This window comes from Lactiplantibacillus herbarum (assembly GCF_001039045.1).
Classification (GTDB): Bacteria; Bacillota; Bacilli; order Lactobacillales; family Lactobacillaceae; genus Lactiplantibacillus; species Lactiplantibacillus herbarum.
The window spans coordinates 214,410-229,388 of sequence record NZ_LFEE01000001.1; the positions used below are offsets into that span (position 1 = coordinate 214,410).

The 14,979-nt window shown below is 44.1% G+C and carries 12 protein-coding genes and 1 pseudogene; 10 read left to right on the plus strand and 3 right to left on the minus strand.

The window, feature by feature from the left end; genetic code table 11:
* The first annotated feature begins 200 nt into the window (after positions 1-200).
* The 7 genes from ACG95_RS00990 (at position 201) to ACG95_RS01020 (ending at position 8,164) form a co-directional block, all read left to right on the plus strand.
* On the plus strand, positions 201-1,433 hold the full coding sequence (locus ACG95_RS00990) for an MFS transporter (protein WP_047998701.1): 1,233 nt from the start codon (positions 201-203) through the stop codon (positions 1,431-1,433).
* 95 nt (positions 1,434-1,528) lie between these two features.
* Complete coding sequence (locus tag ACG95_RS00995) at positions 1,529-1,828, plus strand: ArsR/SmtB family transcription factor (RefSeq protein ID WP_047998702.1); 300 nt, start codon at positions 1,529-1,531, stop codon at positions 1,826-1,828.
* A 64-nt stretch (positions 1,829-1,892) separates the two neighbouring features.
* Positions 1,893-3,086, plus strand: coding sequence for a CynX/NimT family MFS transporter (locus ACG95_RS01000; RefSeq protein ID WP_047998763.1), 1,194 nt, complete (start codon positions 1,893-1,895; stop codon positions 3,084-3,086).
* Between the two features lie 423 nt (positions 3,087-3,509).
* Positions 3,510-4,358 carry an aldo/keto reductase gene (locus ACG95_RS01005; RefSeq protein ID WP_047998703.1) on the plus strand — a complete coding sequence of 283 codons (849 nt, stop codon included), beginning with the start codon at positions 3,510-3,512 and terminating at the stop codon, positions 4,356-4,358.
* A 73-nt stretch (positions 4,359-4,431) separates the two neighbouring features.
* On the plus strand, positions 4,432-5,304 hold the full coding sequence (locus ACG95_RS01010; protein ID WP_047998704.1) for an aldo/keto reductase: 873 nt from the start codon (positions 4,432-4,434) through the stop codon (positions 5,302-5,304).
* Between the two features lie 132 nt (positions 5,305-5,436).
* A complete protein-coding gene (locus ACG95_RS01015; RefSeq protein ID WP_047998705.1) occupies positions 5,437-5,892 on the plus strand; it encodes a nucleoside 2-deoxyribosyltransferase in 456 nt (151 codons plus the stop codon).
* Positions 5,893-6,469: 577 nt separating this feature from the next.
* Positions 6,470-8,164: an oleate hydratase gene (locus ACG95_RS01020; RefSeq protein WP_047998706.1), complete on the plus strand. Its 1,695-nt coding sequence runs from the start codon at positions 6,470-6,472 to the stop codon at positions 8,162-8,164.
* Between the two features lie 113 nt (positions 8,165-8,277).
* Here the strand turns inward: ACG95_RS01020 and ACG95_RS01025 are convergent, their stop codons facing one another.
* Positions 8,278-8,709, minus strand: coding sequence for a universal stress protein (locus ACG95_RS01025; RefSeq protein WP_047998707.1), 432 nt, complete (start codon positions 8,707-8,709; stop codon positions 8,278-8,280).
* Positions 8,710-8,711: 2 nt separating this feature from the next.
* Positions 8,712-10,316, minus strand: coding sequence for an Nramp family divalent metal transporter (locus ACG95_RS01030; RefSeq protein WP_047998708.1), 1,605 nt, complete (start codon positions 10,314-10,316; stop codon positions 8,712-8,714).
* Between the two features lie 120 nt (positions 10,317-10,436).
* Between ACG95_RS01030 and ACG95_RS01035 the strand changes: the two genes are divergently transcribed.
* The 3 genes from ACG95_RS01035 to ACG95_RS01045 all read left to right on the plus strand — a co-directional run bounded on the left by ACG95_RS01035 (position 10,437) and on the right by ACG95_RS01045 (position 13,556).
* The gene (locus tag ACG95_RS01035) at positions 10,437-11,111 is read left to right on the plus strand and encodes a metal-dependent transcriptional regulator (protein ID WP_047998709.1); all 675 of its coding nucleotides are present in this window, start codon (positions 10,437-10,439) and stop codon (positions 11,109-11,111) included.
* A 128-nt stretch (positions 11,112-11,239) separates the two neighbouring features.
* A complete protein-coding gene (locus tag ACG95_RS01040; protein WP_047998710.1) occupies positions 11,240-11,803 on the plus strand; it encodes a cadmium resistance transporter in 564 nt (187 codons plus the stop codon).
* Positions 11,804-12,029: 226 nt separating this feature from the next.
* Positions 12,030-13,556, plus strand: a complete 1,527-nt coding sequence (locus ACG95_RS01045; RefSeq protein ID WP_047998711.1) for a hypothetical protein — start codon at positions 12,030-12,032, stop codon at positions 13,554-13,556.
* 88 nt (positions 13,557-13,644) lie between these two features.
* On the opposite strand, the pseudogene ACG95_RS01050 reads toward ACG95_RS01045, so the two are convergent.
* Positions 13,645-14,753, minus strand: a pseudogene (locus ACG95_RS01050) (NADH-dependent flavin oxidoreductase).
* Positions 14,754-14,979 lie beyond the last annotated feature (226 nt).

The following is a 14,979-nucleotide window of genomic DNA, read 5'->3' on the forward strand; positions in this document are numbered from 1 at the left end:
ATCTGTCTGCGGCACCATTTTTTGTTTTTAGATTGGTTTTAATTGGTTGGCAGACGATGTAGCTGAGTCTGTATTTAATTCAAAATCACACAAAAAATTTCCCGGGAAATAATTAGCATCGGCCCTGCCAAAATATGATAAGCTGGTTATCGAGATATACTTACTAGAAATTAGTATTACTAGATTTGGAGATGACAAGCGTGGATGACGCAGAACGCGAGCAGGGACCATGGCATCGTAATTTGATCGTCTTATGGTTCTGTACGTTCGTTGCTGGGATGGCATTCAGTGAAATTATGCCATTTCTATCATTATTTGTTAGTCAGCTGGGCGATTTCACCAAGGCACAGATCACTTTCTATAGTGGCTTGGCCTTTGCGGCTGACTATGCGATCTCTGCAATTTCGGCACCATTATGGGGAATCATTGCGGATAAAAAGGGTCGCAAAATCATGTTGTTACGGGCCTCATTAGGGATGGCCGTAGCAATGGGGTTAATGGGCTTTGTCACGAATGTGTGGCAGTTAGTGGCTTTACGAGCTTTACAAGGTGTCTTTGCGGGCTTTATCTCAAATGCCCAGGCTTTGGTCGCCTCACAGACACCACGTAAATATAGTGGGCGGGCATTGAGCACCTTAATTACGGGTGCGGTCAGTGGCCAACTATTTGGACCCGTAATTGGGGGCTTCTTAGCCCAGCTCTTCTCAATTCGGAACACTTTCTTTATTACAGCGGGATTGTTAATGGGAGCATTCCTGCTGAGCCTGTTCTTCGTGCAGGAACACTTTAAGCCGGTTGAACACACACGTGAACCAGGAAGTAGCCGTAATCCGTTAGCGGCGTTCCAGAATCCTCGCTTGATTCTGGTGATGCTCTGTTCAACGGCTATCGTGCAATTTGGGAATGCCTCGATTGCACCAATTATCAGTCTGTACGTCCGTGAGTTGATGCATTACCGCGGACCAATTACGGTGGTCGCCGGAATAATTGCCGCGTTACCCGGGATTTCCAACATCTTCTGTGCGCCTCGATTAGGACGCTACGGTGATGAGCATGGATCGGGTAAGGTACTATTGTTTGGTTATATCTTTGCGGTGATTATGTATTTCCCACAAGGGATGGTAACGAGCGTAATCGCATTGGGTGTTTTACGCTTTGCTATTGGGATCTCAGATGGAGCGCTATACCCCGAGATTCAAACGGTATTGACTAAGAACACACCAGTTAATCTGACTTCAACGATCTTCAGTTACAATCAATCATTTCAAGCGATTGGGAATATGTTGGGGGCGTTGTTAGGTGGTTTGGTCGCTGGCTGGTTCAACTACAACGCAGTTTTTATTATGACGGCAGTGCTATTATTGGTTAATTTAGGGCTGATATTGTGGCTGGTTCCCGGAATATGGAAGAATGGGTCCCACACAACAGCTTAATTTAAGTAGAGAGTAGTTGGTTAATTAAATAGCCGACTACTCTTTTTATTGCGCCTAAAGTTGCACGTTACTGCCAAGGAGTGTACGGTAGTTCTATGGATATCGAAATAAGTCAACAACATCAAGATGATCAACAACGCGTGGCGATATTTAAAGCGTTAGCTGATGCCAATCGATTACGGATTATCCGCGTGCTCTATCAGGCACAGCGGGAAATGACTTGCAGTGAAGTGGGGGCGCAATTGAATATCAGTAAGTCGACCGTATCTTATCATTTCAAAGCATTACGGTTGGTGGGACTAACTAATACGCGACAAGTTGCACAGACAAAGTACCTCTCATTACAGTTCACAACTTTTGAGCGGTATTTACCTGGATTTTTAGCAACCCTATAATTTTTTGCTTTTTTAGTTCGATATTTATCGAATTAGAATTTTAGAAGGAGGATGAACAATAATGATGACTGAAACACATCAACACAGTCGTTATTTGACCCTTGGAATGATGTTAGCGGCAACTAATATGCGTTTGCCGATAACGATGATGCCAGGATTGATTAGTAGTTTAAAACGGACGCTAGGGCTACCTAGCTCGATGGCGGGCTTATTAACAACCATTCCATTATTAACGTTTGCCGTGATGTCACCCTTGATTGCCCGGTGGGGGCGCCGGTTTGGTAATGAATTAATTATTTACGTGATGCTCGTGATTTTAGCGCTGGGGAGTTACTTACGAGTGATACCAACGATTCCCGCGCTATTTATCGGGACCTTGCTAGTCGGGATCGGTGCTGATGGTGGGAACGTCTTAATTCCGGCTATCATTAAAGATAACTTTCCAACTAATATTCCGGTAGCGACTAGTCAATACACACTATCAATGTTGTTAGTTGGTTCTTTAGGGACGGGGCTTTCAGGCGTGCTAGCCGCTCACTGGTCATTGCCACTTACTATGGCTGTCTTATCAGTAATCGGTCTACTGAACCTGGTTGTATGGTTACCTAATCTTAAATATAATCACAAAGCACCTGCAGAAGTAACGAATTCATCGGTTTCTAAAACGCAGTCGTCGCACGGCAGCGTCTGGAGACGGCCGTTGGCTTGGGTTGTGACGGCGTTCTTCGGCCTGCAAGCGCTAGTCTACTATTCACTATTAACTTGGTTGCCAACGGTATTTGCCGCCCATGGATTCTCATTGATTGCGGCCGGTAATCTCGTAACAATCATGCAATTAAGTGGCTTGCCAATGTCATACTTGGTACCAGCGACGTCCGGTAAACGGGCCGGTGTACTGACTATGATTGCGTCTGTTGGAATTGGTTTTATTGCGGGTATCGGTGGTGTCTTATTACCAGGAGCTAACTTCGCATTGGCTGCCGTATCAGCGGTCTTGATTGGTTTAGGATCAGGAGCTGCCTTCAGCTTGGCAGTGGTCTTCTTTACCCAGAAAACGACCAATGGTTTTGAAACGGCCGACCTCTCTGGTATGGCTCAATCGGCAGGATACTTACTAGCTGCGGTTGGTCCAGTGCTATTCGGTTGGCTCGGGAGTCAGCTAGGTTGGTCACTCGTTTTATGGATTGCCATTATGCTGTCAGCCGCATTAACTTTGGCTGGAGGTGTGATCTTCCGGCACCGGACAATTTATGATTAATTAAATACGGGCAGAAATTATTTAGACGTTTGGAGAAAATTCCAAACGTCTTTTGTGTATCTAAGTCTAATTATTAATAGCTGAAAATAGGAATTAGCAGATAGTGGTGCCCGTTTAGTTAAAGTGAATTAATAGGGCAAATGGATGTTTATCAGTCTCTATAGCTAGTACTTAGCAACCAGATAATTTTTATGTGACTTACGAGACTTTATAATTGCCTTAGAGCTACTCTAAGGGGCTAGACTATGAATTATTCAAATAAGGAGGTCGTGGTTGATGGCGATTATTCAAGTATTAACGGTTGTCGTTGTGGCAATTGCCGCGGTAACCCTGGTTGGCGATCCAACTAAACAGCAACGAATTAAAAAACGAAGTAACTAATAAATCTAACTAAGTAATCATTTAACTGAGGAGATAATTAATATGACAATTTTAACGGATACTTACACGCTAGCAAACGGTGTTCAGATTCCTAAGGTCGCTTTTGGTACATGGCAGATTCCTAGTGGCGATGCAGCGTATAACTCTGTTACGGCAGCACTTAAAGCAGGCTATCGGCATATCGATACGGCGCTGGCCTATCGTAACGAAGCTAGTGTTGGTCAGGCAATTCGAGACTCAGGAATACCTCGTGACCAGATTTTTGTAACGACTAAGCTACCAGCAGAGACCAAGTCTTACGACGGCACGCTGGCGGATCTTAACGAGTCACTGAAGAACTTAGGCTTAGATTACGTTGATCTCTACTTAGTACACGCGCCATGGCCATGGAGTCAAATCGGCCGTCCTTACGACGAGGCCAACTTAGAAGTTTGGCAAGCGATGGAAGAAATCTATAAGAACGGTCAGGCCAAAGCAATCGGTGTTTCAAACTTTGCGGTGCGCGATCTTGAAAATATCTTCAAGCAAGCAACGGTCAAACCAATGATTGATCAGATTCAATATTACCTAGGATTTACGGAACCTAAAATTACTAGTTTTGCAGAAGCTAACGGTTTATTAGTGGAAGCTTACTCACCACTTGCAACGGGGGGCGTTCTCAATAATGCGCAGGTTCAAATGGTTGCGGATAAATATAGGGTCAGCGTTGCGCAATTAGCTCTCCGCTTTATCCTCCAAAATGGCGTTTTACCTTTACCTAAGGCAGTTAATCCAGACCATATTCAAGCTAATACCCAACTCGACTTTGAAATCAGTGCGGCGGACATGCAGAAATTAAATGACATGCCAGACGCAGCGGGTAGTTTTTGGCACAATCCAACGCAAGGATAACGAGACAAAATAGTGACGTTACCATAGTTCATGGGAGTACACTAGATTTAACTAAACAATGAGGAGCGATTAAATGACAACAATTAATGCTGCTAACGCGGGCACTTACGCGTTTGATGATACGTTTAAAGTCAATCGATTAGGCTATGGCGTCATGCAATTGACTGGTCCGGGTACGTGGGGGCCAGTGGCTGATCCTGAGAACGGTGTTAAAGTGATCAAGCAAGCACTGGAATATGGTGTTAACTTCTTTGATACGGCCGATTCATACGGGCCATGGTTCGCCGATCGTTACTTGGCGGCTGGCCTAAAAGGTGCGGCTAACCGTGATCAGATCTTTATTTCAGATAAAGTCGGTCAGACGCGGCAAGGTCCTAATATTTGGACGCCACATGGTGAACCTAATTACTTGCGGCAACAGGTTGAAGTCTCAATGATGACGCTTGGAATCGACCACGAAGACTTGGTCTTTCTCCACCGTATCGACTCGCATTTCTCAATTGCGGAACAAGTCGGTGAACTGAAACGGCTGCAGGACGAAGGTAAGATCAAGCACATTGGTTTGAGCCAAGTGTCTGTTGAAGAGATCAAGGAAGCGCAAAAAGTGGCGAAGATCGATGCCATTGAAAACTTGTATAATGTGTCAGATCATCGCGATGACGACGTGGTGGACTATGCGGCTAGTCAGCATATGGCCTTTCTACCATGGTTCCCATTAGCAACTGGAAAACTAGCCCAAACTGGTGGCGTTTTGAGTACGATGGCGCAGAAGTACCAAGTTAGTCCCGCTCAAATTGCGTTGGCTTGGTTATTGAAGCGTTCTGACAACATCTTACCAATTCCTGGGACGAGTTCAGTGGAACATTTACGGGATAACATTGCAGCGGCAAACGTGGATTTATCTACGGCCGATTTCAATGGTTTGAGTCAGTTAAGCACTAAATAAACTTTATGGAAGGAGCTGGTAAAATGGCTCCTTTTTTGGTGGTTACTGCCAATTCCAGTCCTTGAATTACGGCTAATTGACAGTTAAAATGGATAAACATTATAAATATTGGTTAGAAAGAGGATTGATAAGATGAGTACTCGGATTATGAGTGAACAACCTACAATTTATTTAGCTGGGCCTTGGTTTACGGAAGGTCAGCCAGAACGCTTGGCTAAGATTGAACAGTTGATGGATGAGATGCAACTAACTTATTACAGTCCCCGTTTAGATGGCATTGATCTGACGCCGGATGCGACTGAAGCAGACCGTAACGCGGTATTTGCTGACAATGTCGATCACCTCAAGCAAGCTAAGCTAATTGTGGCCGTTGTTGATGGCTTTGATACCGGGACGATCTGGGAAACGGGTACGGCTTATGGTTTGGATATTCCGGTGGCCTACTACGGTGAAACCTTGGACGAGGGGACTTTTAACGTCATGTTAGCTAAGTCTGGTAAGGCTACGATTGAAAATATGGCTGATTTAAAGGCGTTTCTACAGGATCCAACGTCGGATGCGTTCCAATATACGGGTACGATTCGGTAAGTTGAATGAATGGTCAAGATAGAGTGTGGAATCAGGCGGTTAGGGACCGAGTATAGCCTAGGACAAGTAATGATTGCGTACTGTGCAATCGTTGCTTGTCCGTAGCTAAACGGAGGTCGCTGCCTGATTCCACACGTTTCGACTATTAATATTAAGAGCGCCAGAGCATAACTAAAAATAGGCTACTTCAGAGATTAAACTTCTGAAGTAGCCTATTTTGTCGCTAATTCAATTAGTGTCGAAACGTGCGTTCTCAGGCAGTTTGTTCCGCTTAACGCTGAAACCAACGACTATTCCAAGCCCAGGAATAGTTGCCGGTTTCACATTAATGCTCGCAAACTAAGCGCCTGATAACGCACTCTTTGACCCCTAAAACTTAACCTTTTACTCCAACAAAAGTCACAAACGCCTGCTACTATGACTAACAAGTTAATAAATAACAACGAATTGAAAACCTTAAGAAAGTGGCAAGATGTGAAAAACTTTCAATTCAAACTAGACAATCATTATCCAAGTTGTATAATGAGGTTGTAAACGTTATCAGTACCTATATTACCTAATTTTGGGGGCGTTATTTATGGTTAAAAGTAAAGCAATTATGATTGGTGCCGGGTTATCAAACATGGCCGCGGCAGTCTATTTGATTCAAGATGGACATTGGAACGGTAAGGACATCACTTTCTACGGCGTTGATATGCATGGTGCCAATGATGGTGGGGTTACGACTGATTTTTCTAATGAATATTGGAACAAGAATCATCCGATGGAAAACACGACGGGGTACGTTGCTCGTGGTGGTCGGATGCTGAACTACCGGACTTACGTTGACTTAATGGATTTATTGGACCGGATTCCGTCAGTAACGGAACCGGGGATGACAGCAGCAGAAGACACACGTGACTTCGATTCAAAACATCGGACTTACGATATTGCCCGTCTATTAGAGGGTGGTAAGGGTATTTTAAATGCCAGCAAGTTAGGCTTTAACAATAAAGACCGGACTTTGATGTCGAAATTAATTCTGATGCCTGATAGTGAAGAAACGAAGTTGGATAACGTGACGATCGCCGAATACTTCAAAGACGATCCCCACATGTTCCAAACTAATTTCTGGTACATGTGGGAAACCACCTTTGCCTTCAGAACACAAAGTTCAGCGCAAGAATTACGTCGTTACATGCACCAAATGATCTATGAATTCACTCAAATTGAACATTTAGTTGGGGTTAATCGGACCCGTTATAACCAGTTTGAAAGTATGATCTTACCACTGATCAAATACTTGCAAGCACAGAATGTGACCTTCATCGACAACAAGATCGTCACTGACTGGAAATTCAAAGACACACCAATGCAAGATGAAATTACCGTTACCGGCTTAGTCGTAGAAGACGCTAAGTCTGGTGAAACCGAAGAAGTCGAAGTTGACGAAGATACGGCCGTTATCTTTACGAACGGTTCAATTACCGACTCCGCAACGATGGGTGACTACAATACTGCAGCACCTGAAAATATGGAATACGGGATCAGTGCTGCTCTCTGGAAGAAAGCCACGGAACGCTTCTACAACTTAGGGACGCCGGACAAGTTCTTCAACGATCGTAACGCTAGTGAATGGTCAAGCTTCACGTTGACGACTAAGGATCACCTCTTCTTGAATGAAATTGTGCGGATTACCACTCAAGAACCCGGGAATGCCTTGAATTCCTTCTTATCAACGACGCCAATCACGCCATTGAATCAAAAGGATGTTAACATGTCGATCGTGGTTCACCACCAACCACATTTCACGACTCAAAACCCTAATGAAACAGTTCTCTGGGGCTACTTCCTCTACCCACGTCGTCAAGGTGAGTTCATCCACAAGCCTTACATTGAAATGACGGGTAAAGAAATGGCACAAGAATTGATTGGGCAATTATCGAAGGTTGATCCTGGTCCTGGTAACATCAAGGACAAAGAAAAGGAAATCTTGGATAGCATCATTAACAATATCCCAGTCTACATGCCATACGCTTCAGCACTGTTCAACAACCGTGCGAAGTCTGACCGGCCAGAAGTCTTGCCAAAGCATTCTACTAACTTAGCCTTTACCGGTGAATTCGTAGAACAACCATACCAGATGATCTTCACGGAACAGAGTGCAGTTCGTTCTGGTGAAATCGCAGCCTTCCACTTTGCTGGGGTTCCAATGGACAACTTGGTTAAGACACCACGTTACGACAAGGATCCTAAGACCTTGCTTAAAGCTACGAAGAAGATGTTTGAATAGTCTTCTCAGTTAGAATTAGAGACTAAAATAGAGACGCTATCCACAACGAATTAGTTGTTGGACAGCGGCTCTATTTTTATTTGTTTGGATTTCTGAATATTGCTAAGACACGTCTAGCGGATCACCAATACTGAGATTGGCGAATACTTAGCCATGTAAGCAGCTTGGCTACCTAAGTGACGTTTGATGCCTTTTTTGGCTTCAGAACCAATGATCAAGATATCTGGTTGGACGTGAGGAATCACGTCTTTAACGATGGTTTCCCCAGGTTCACCTTCAGCGATCATGGCGCGGACCTTCTCAACGCCGGCGTCCTGTGCTTCTTTTTGATATTTTAAAATATGTTGTTCAAGCTCGTCACGTTCACCGTGAACGTAATCTTTGCTGAGTGCTTGATAAACGTTCATATCGTCGTCTTCGAGGATGGAAACAATCACTAGTTCAGCGCCATCCTGTTTGGCACGGTGAATCGCGTATTTAAAGGCTAACTTGGCATCGGCAGAATCATCCACCCCAACTAAAATTCGATTAAAATCTGCTTCCATTATTATTCACCCTCGTTACTAATAGATTGACGATCTGCATGTGTAGCTAATTTAGCAGCATACCGCTTGTTACCGCGGTACAAATCATAGGTGGTCCAAGCGAGAAGTGCCAGGATCGCAGCAATTAAGATGTACGCGATAATTTTTGAAATCGTGCCATCAGCAGCGCTAGGGTTATCACCGAAGAAGCCTAAAACGGCGTCTGGTAAACCGATCAAGTTCAAGATAGTTAAACCGATTACGGAAACCCAACCTAATAATTTGACCCACATTGAGTTCTTGAAACGTTCGCCCATTTCAACTTTGCTATCGGTCATCATCAACAATGGCAGCATTGAGAATGGTAACGCGAAGGCTAGAAAGACTTGTGAGTTATTCATCAGATTATTCAGCGCAACGTGTTCATCGATAGCGCTCTTACTACCAGTGATCAACACGCAGATTAGAACTGGAATTACTGAGATTAAACGAGTAACTAAGCGACGTAACCATAGTGGCATCCGCATGTGCACGAAACCTTCCATGATAACTTGACCAGTCAAAGTACCCGTAATAGTTGAGTTTTGCCCAGAAGCGAGTAAGGCAACGGCGAATAAGACGGATAGGATTCCTGACTTGGCAACACCAATCAAGACACCGTTACTTAGAGTTGACGTATCTGATAAAGCTTGGAACAAACCGAAGAATGAGGGATCTTTGACGGCACCGGTTTTGAAAACGGCAACCCCCATGATTAAGAGCAGTGAATTAACGACAAAGGCAAAGGTCAGTTGGATGTTTGAATCCCAAGCTGAGAACTTCACGGTTCTGGCAACGTCTTCTTCATCATTGTGATCAATCTTACGAGTTTGTGAAATCGCTGAATGCAAGTATAGATTATGAGGCATAACGGTCGCCCCAATAATCCCTAGTGAGCCTGATAATGGTGTCATGCCGGCAACGGATTTCGAAGTTGAGAAGGTTGCTGCAGTAGGTACCAAGCCTTTAATGACACCACCCCAATCAGGATTCGATAAGGCAACTTGGTAAACAAAGACTAATAGGATAACAACAATTAAACAAACGACAATGGCTTCGATCTTACGGAAACCAATTTTGGTCAATAATAGCAAAACTAAAACATCTAAAACGGTAATGAAAACTGCGATAACTAGTGGAATATGGAATAAGAGGTATAAGGCAATCGCAGCCCCAATAACTTCGGCGATATCAGTCGCCATAATGGCTAATTCGGTGAGTAACCACAGAACGATCCCTAATGATTTACTGGTTCTAGCTCGAATGGCTTGGGCCAAATCCATCTGACTCACGATACCAAGTTTGGCTGCCATGTATTGTAACAACATCGCAATCAAACTTGAAATCAAGATGACAGACATGAGCATGTACTGGAAGTTTTGCCCACCAGTAATTGAAGTTGACCAGTTACCAGGATCCATGTACCCAACAGCAACTAGGGCACCAGGACCTGAATACGCAAATAAGGCTTTCCAAAAGCTGAGGTTCTTAGGTACTTCGATGGTTCCGTTAATTTCTTCTAGCGAAGGACCGTTCGCATATTCGATTAACTTATGCTTCCGACCGTTCCCTTTGTTTTCTTGGCTCAATTAAAACTCCACCTTTCTGAACTTAACTCTCTGAGCATTTGTTATTGTACAATAAATAATATAAAATGGAAATGTTTTTTTAGGTACGCCTACAAAAAATATAGTTGGAGATGAATGAGAATGCGCAAGAGTGTTAATAATTATTTAAAAGCCATCTATGAAGCAAGCTACACAAAAGCGGGGACGAGTAATAAGCAAATTGCGACTATTTTAGATGTGCTACCAGGCTCTGTAACTGAAGCTATCAACAATCTTGTGGCTGATGGATTAGTTGTTCGGAATAATTATCATGAGATCGCATTAACGGAATCGGGGTATCAATTAGTGGCTGAACGGATGTATCATTATCGGTTATGCGAAGTTTGGCTAGCCAAAATAATTAATTTGCCGTTGGTACGGATACCGACCCAAGCTTGGTTGATGTCAGAAATTAATGATCAGGAATTGATTGCTAAATTAAATCACCAATTAGGAGAGCCCCGAGTCAGTCCATTTGGGGGCGTGCTGCATTTACCAGATTTCGAGCAACGTTTTGGCAACCAACCTGAATCGTTAAATAGGGTTCCAATCGGTAGTCGAATCAAGATGACCAGCTACTTGGAAAATTCGAGTACGGTGAAGTATTTTCAGCATACGGGTTTACAGCTGCAACAAGTGCTGACTGTGACTAACTGTAGTAAAACGATTCCGGTCATTACCTTGGTGGATGCTCAGCAGCAAGAGTATTTAATCAATGCTGCGGTGGCTTGTTACTTGTATGGTGAAGTCCAGAATGAGGTGGTTGCAACGGTTTAACCGGGTCAGTAACATACTCGTTCAATCTAATTTACGCAATGCCCGTGAAGTTATTAGCTAAATAGGTTTTGACATATGTCACTTTTAGCATATAATAAATGACATTAAAAGAGAGCGGGCGGCTGGTCATGAACTATTGGATTCTAGCACTGACATTTTTAAGCGTTAATTTAGATTTTTTCTTTATGTTAATTTTCTTGCTGAAGAAGTATCGCGTTCGCCAAGTCATGGTGGGGTACTTATTAGGTAACCTGATTTTACTGACAGCTAGCTTCTTTATTGGCAAGGCGTTGGCGGCATTTCTACCAGAGTGGATACTCGGAGTCTTAGGTTTTCTGCCAATTTACATGGCTTTTCGAGATGACGATGATGACGACGGGGATAAGACGCATCAATCACCGACTTTGAGTGTCTTGGTTACTTATTTGTCTGTATGTGCGGGCTGTAATTTATCGATTTTCTTACCAGTTTTAGCTGGTGAAACGGGAATGAATTTCCTCATGACCCTAGTTTTTATTGGTATTTTAACGGTACTTGTCGTTCTCGTCATCAAACTAGTTGCTAATATTCCGGTTGTATCTGCTGTGATGGAGGCCCAGGGGGAACGGTTAATGAAAGTCTGCTACGTTCTGATTGGGCTCTACGTCTTTTGGGATAGTGGTTTGATCAGTCATCTCATGGCATTATTTTAATTGTATTAGCCATTTTTATTTGAATAGAGAACATGTAACCAGCGCGGTCAGCAAGCGTTGGTTTTTTATTAGGTGCGATTCTGTAGGGACAGTGTTGGAAAACTTGAGGGTGTGTGTCTGGTAATGGCGAGGTAGGAAAAAGTGATTTTTGAGAACGAACGTTCGCATTTTTAGCTGCAATTATGGTATGCTAGAACGGTATTTTTATTGAGAGGAGTTCGACAACATGCCGGCAATGACGACTTTAATTACACCCGCCGAAAATCGCTTTTTTCTATTGAGTGAACGGGCGCGACGTAAATCGACGTTACAACAGATCAGTCCCTTATTACGGGAACACGTTACGGTGAAAGCTGACAGTGAATTTTTGAAGCCAACCGTCCGTAATTTAATTCTGAAAGAGCACTCACAGTGGTTAACGACTTGCAGCCATGAGTGGCAATTGTTAGCCAGTCTGCCGTACGTTGTGAATCCTAATGAAGAACGGCAGCACTGGCAACATTGCGAGTTGTGTCATAAGCCGGTTCGTTATGAATATCACGTCCAAAACAAGCATAACCATCGTGAACTAGTTGTAGGGTCGGAATGCGTTAAGAAATTTATGAACGCAGAAACACGCTACCTAATGGTGATTACGACTGAAGATAACTTCTACGCGGTTGCCCAGTACCAGACGTTAACAGCGGCTGTGCCAGTAGTGCCGACGATTATGTTTGATCAGCCATGGCTGCCGCAGTTGCCGGTCGAGCAACAACCGCAAGCTCGTGAATTACGGCATACAACGACGCAAACTGTGACGACTTATTTAAAACGACGAACAACGAAATTACCATTAACCCAGTTAAAACCAGCTGAACAGACTTATCGGCAGCTAGCTGCTAGTGAGCAAACGGCTATTCAAGCGACTAAACAAGCGGCTCAGCAGCAGATTGAAAAGACCAAGGAACAGCAACAGCAGCGCGCACAAGAAACGGCGGTTACTGCTGAACAAGAGTTGCGTCAGAGCCGAATTTACCGTCATTACTTAACTAAATTAGCGGGGATTATCGTGACGCGGCCAGATCGTCAGCAAGCTAAACAGCAGTTTGAAAAATTATCAGCACCGAAGACAGCGCGGCCACTGGTGAATTCGTATCAGTTTGGTCAAATGGTCACCGAGTACCGTCAAACTGGAAAAATCCAATTGCGCCGGTTAGCGATGATGGATCACCAATTTGTCGAAGATCTCAACCAAGTGACACAACAACTGGATCAACAACAAACAACGCGCTTCTACGATGATGTCTTCAATAGTTGCTGGGGCTGGCATTATAAACAACTAGCGCAGCAGCGTGGTGATTGGCAACGGTTATTAGCGACGCGCTGGGGACAAGCACTCTCGTTAGATTGGTTTGAACAATTGGCTGAACGGACAGATGTTGCAGCGGTAAATGAATGGTTAAGTAAGCATGCGGACGTAACGATGCAACGTGAGCTAGATCGGCGATTAACGAAGCAATTGGATTTCAAAACCATTGCTCGCGACCGGTTAAGCCGAGCTGATCTACAACAATTTTGTCAGCGTGAGCTGGTTGCAGATATTACGTTAGCTGATTTTGAACAGACCTTCATGGAACATTATCAGTTGGAGTCGAATCAACAGACGACGGCGCAAGAAACGTTAGCTTACTATTATGCCGCTAATCAGTATGCGGGTAATCACCAGCAGGCGTTACAGAATGTCCGTTGGTTGTTGCAAGAGGGCGACAAGTGACAAGATGTTTCACGTGAAACATTTTAACTAGCAAAGTAAAAACGCACCACAACTTTCGGATTAAAAGTTGTGGTGCGTTTGTTTTAGCCTAAATGTTGATTTTGCTGTGATAGCGAGCAGCTGCAAATTCGTACAGTGGCCGACTAAGAGGTGCAACCTCAACCGCTTCTTCAAAAGGTGCGGTCAGCATGGTGTCATCGGCGTTGTGAGCCAGCTTAACGGCCCAAGTTGGGTCGAAAATCAGTTGCTGACCAACGGCAACTAGTTCAGAATCCTGTAGAATGTTTTCAACATCAGTACGAGTTCGAACACCACCGACAGTAACTAATGGAAGCTTGTCTTGAAGGGCTTCGTGGACGTAATTCATGATTGATTTAACTTGGAAGTCAGGGTCACGAGCCACGCGATTGTAGTCTGTTAATAGACGTGAACGTAATCTAAGCGACTTTCACGTAATTGCGTTAAGAGCCACATGGTGTCGCTGAAACGAATTCCTGGGGTTTCAAATTCTTCTGGTGAGAAACGATAACCAACCACAAAGGGGCGATCCGCGTACTGATCGACTGCTTTAAAGACGGCCGTGAGTAATTCATCAATGAAGCGATAACGCTCTTGGGGCGTCTCACCGCCGTATTGATCAGTTCGGCGGTTGCTGTGTGGTGAGAAAAATTGTTGGATCAGGTAAGTATTGGCACCGTGAAGCTCAATCCCATCAAAACCAGCCTGGATTGCCCGGCGAGTCGCATCACCAAAGGCCTGAATCGTTTGTTGGACTTCCTCAGTAGTCATCTCTCGGGGCATTTCTGCATCATCACGTAGAGCTGCGACAGCACTTGCTGAAACAATTTGGTGACCACCTAAAACGGAGCGCTGAGTCATTCGTCCTGCATGAACAATCTGGACAATTGCCTTGGCACCCTGACTTTGAATCCCTTTAGCCAGTGCACTCAGTCCGGGTAACATCGTGTCATGAGCGATACTTAATTCGCCGTCCCAGCCTTTGCCAAGATCTTCTACGTTGGCGGCACCAGTGATCACAGCACCTAGACCAGCTGCGCGTTGAGTGTAGTAGCCGATCTCGTCGCGAGTGATACTACCATTGTAAAAGCTCTGTTTGGTGGTCATTGGTGACATCATCAAGCGGTTGCGAAGGGTGACACCAGATTTGAATTGAAGTGGTTCGTTAAAATTAGTCACAGTTAAACTTCCTTTCAAGCTAAGAATGCTTACTTTATGTAAGAGTCACTTTTAGTCTAGCGGTTCTTAACTGGGTTAGCAATTTTAAAGTCGCCCTTATCTATTCGTTATCAGCATAACGGGGTTCTGAATGTCGAATAATACAGGAGTCAAAAACGAGTTTGGGACAAAGCCCAAACTCGTTTTTTCATCTTCGCATATTTACAGTCGAAACGTGCGACAAAAG

Coding starts and splice junctions, on each gene's coding strand:
- ACG95_RS00995 (WP_047998702.1), top strand. CDS start 1,529: ATGGATATCGAAATAAGTCAACAACATCAAGATGATCAACAACGCGTG.
- ACG95_RS01000 (WP_047998763.1), top strand. CDS start 1,893: ATGACTGAAACACATCAACACAGTCGTTATTTGACCCTTGGAATGATG.
- ACG95_RS01005 (WP_047998703.1), top strand. CDS start 3,510: ATGACAATTTTAACGGATACTTACACGCTAGCAAACGGTGTTCAGATT.
- ACG95_RS01010 (WP_047998704.1), top strand. CDS start 4,432: ATGACAACAATTAATGCTGCTAACGCGGGCACTTACGCGTTTGATGAT.
- ACG95_RS01015 (WP_047998705.1), top strand. CDS start 5,437: ATGAGTACTCGGATTATGAGTGAACAACCTACAATTTATTTAGCTGGG.
- ACG95_RS01020 (WP_047998706.1), top strand. CDS start 6,470: ATGGTTAAAAGTAAAGCAATTATGATTGGTGCCGGGTTATCAAACATG.
- ACG95_RS01025 (WP_047998707.1), bottom strand. CDS start 8,709: ATGGAAGCAGATTTTAATCGAATTTTAGTTGGGGTGGATGATTCTGCC.
- ACG95_RS01035 (WP_047998709.1), top strand. CDS start 10,437: ATGCGCAAGAGTGTTAATAATTATTTAAAAGCCATCTATGAAGCAAGC.
- ACG95_RS01040 (WP_047998710.1), top strand. CDS start 11,240: ATGAACTATTGGATTCTAGCACTGACATTTTTAAGCGTTAATTTAGAT.
- ACG95_RS01045 (WP_047998711.1), top strand. CDS start 12,030: ATGCCGGCAATGACGACTTTAATTACACCCGCCGAAAATCGCTTTTTT.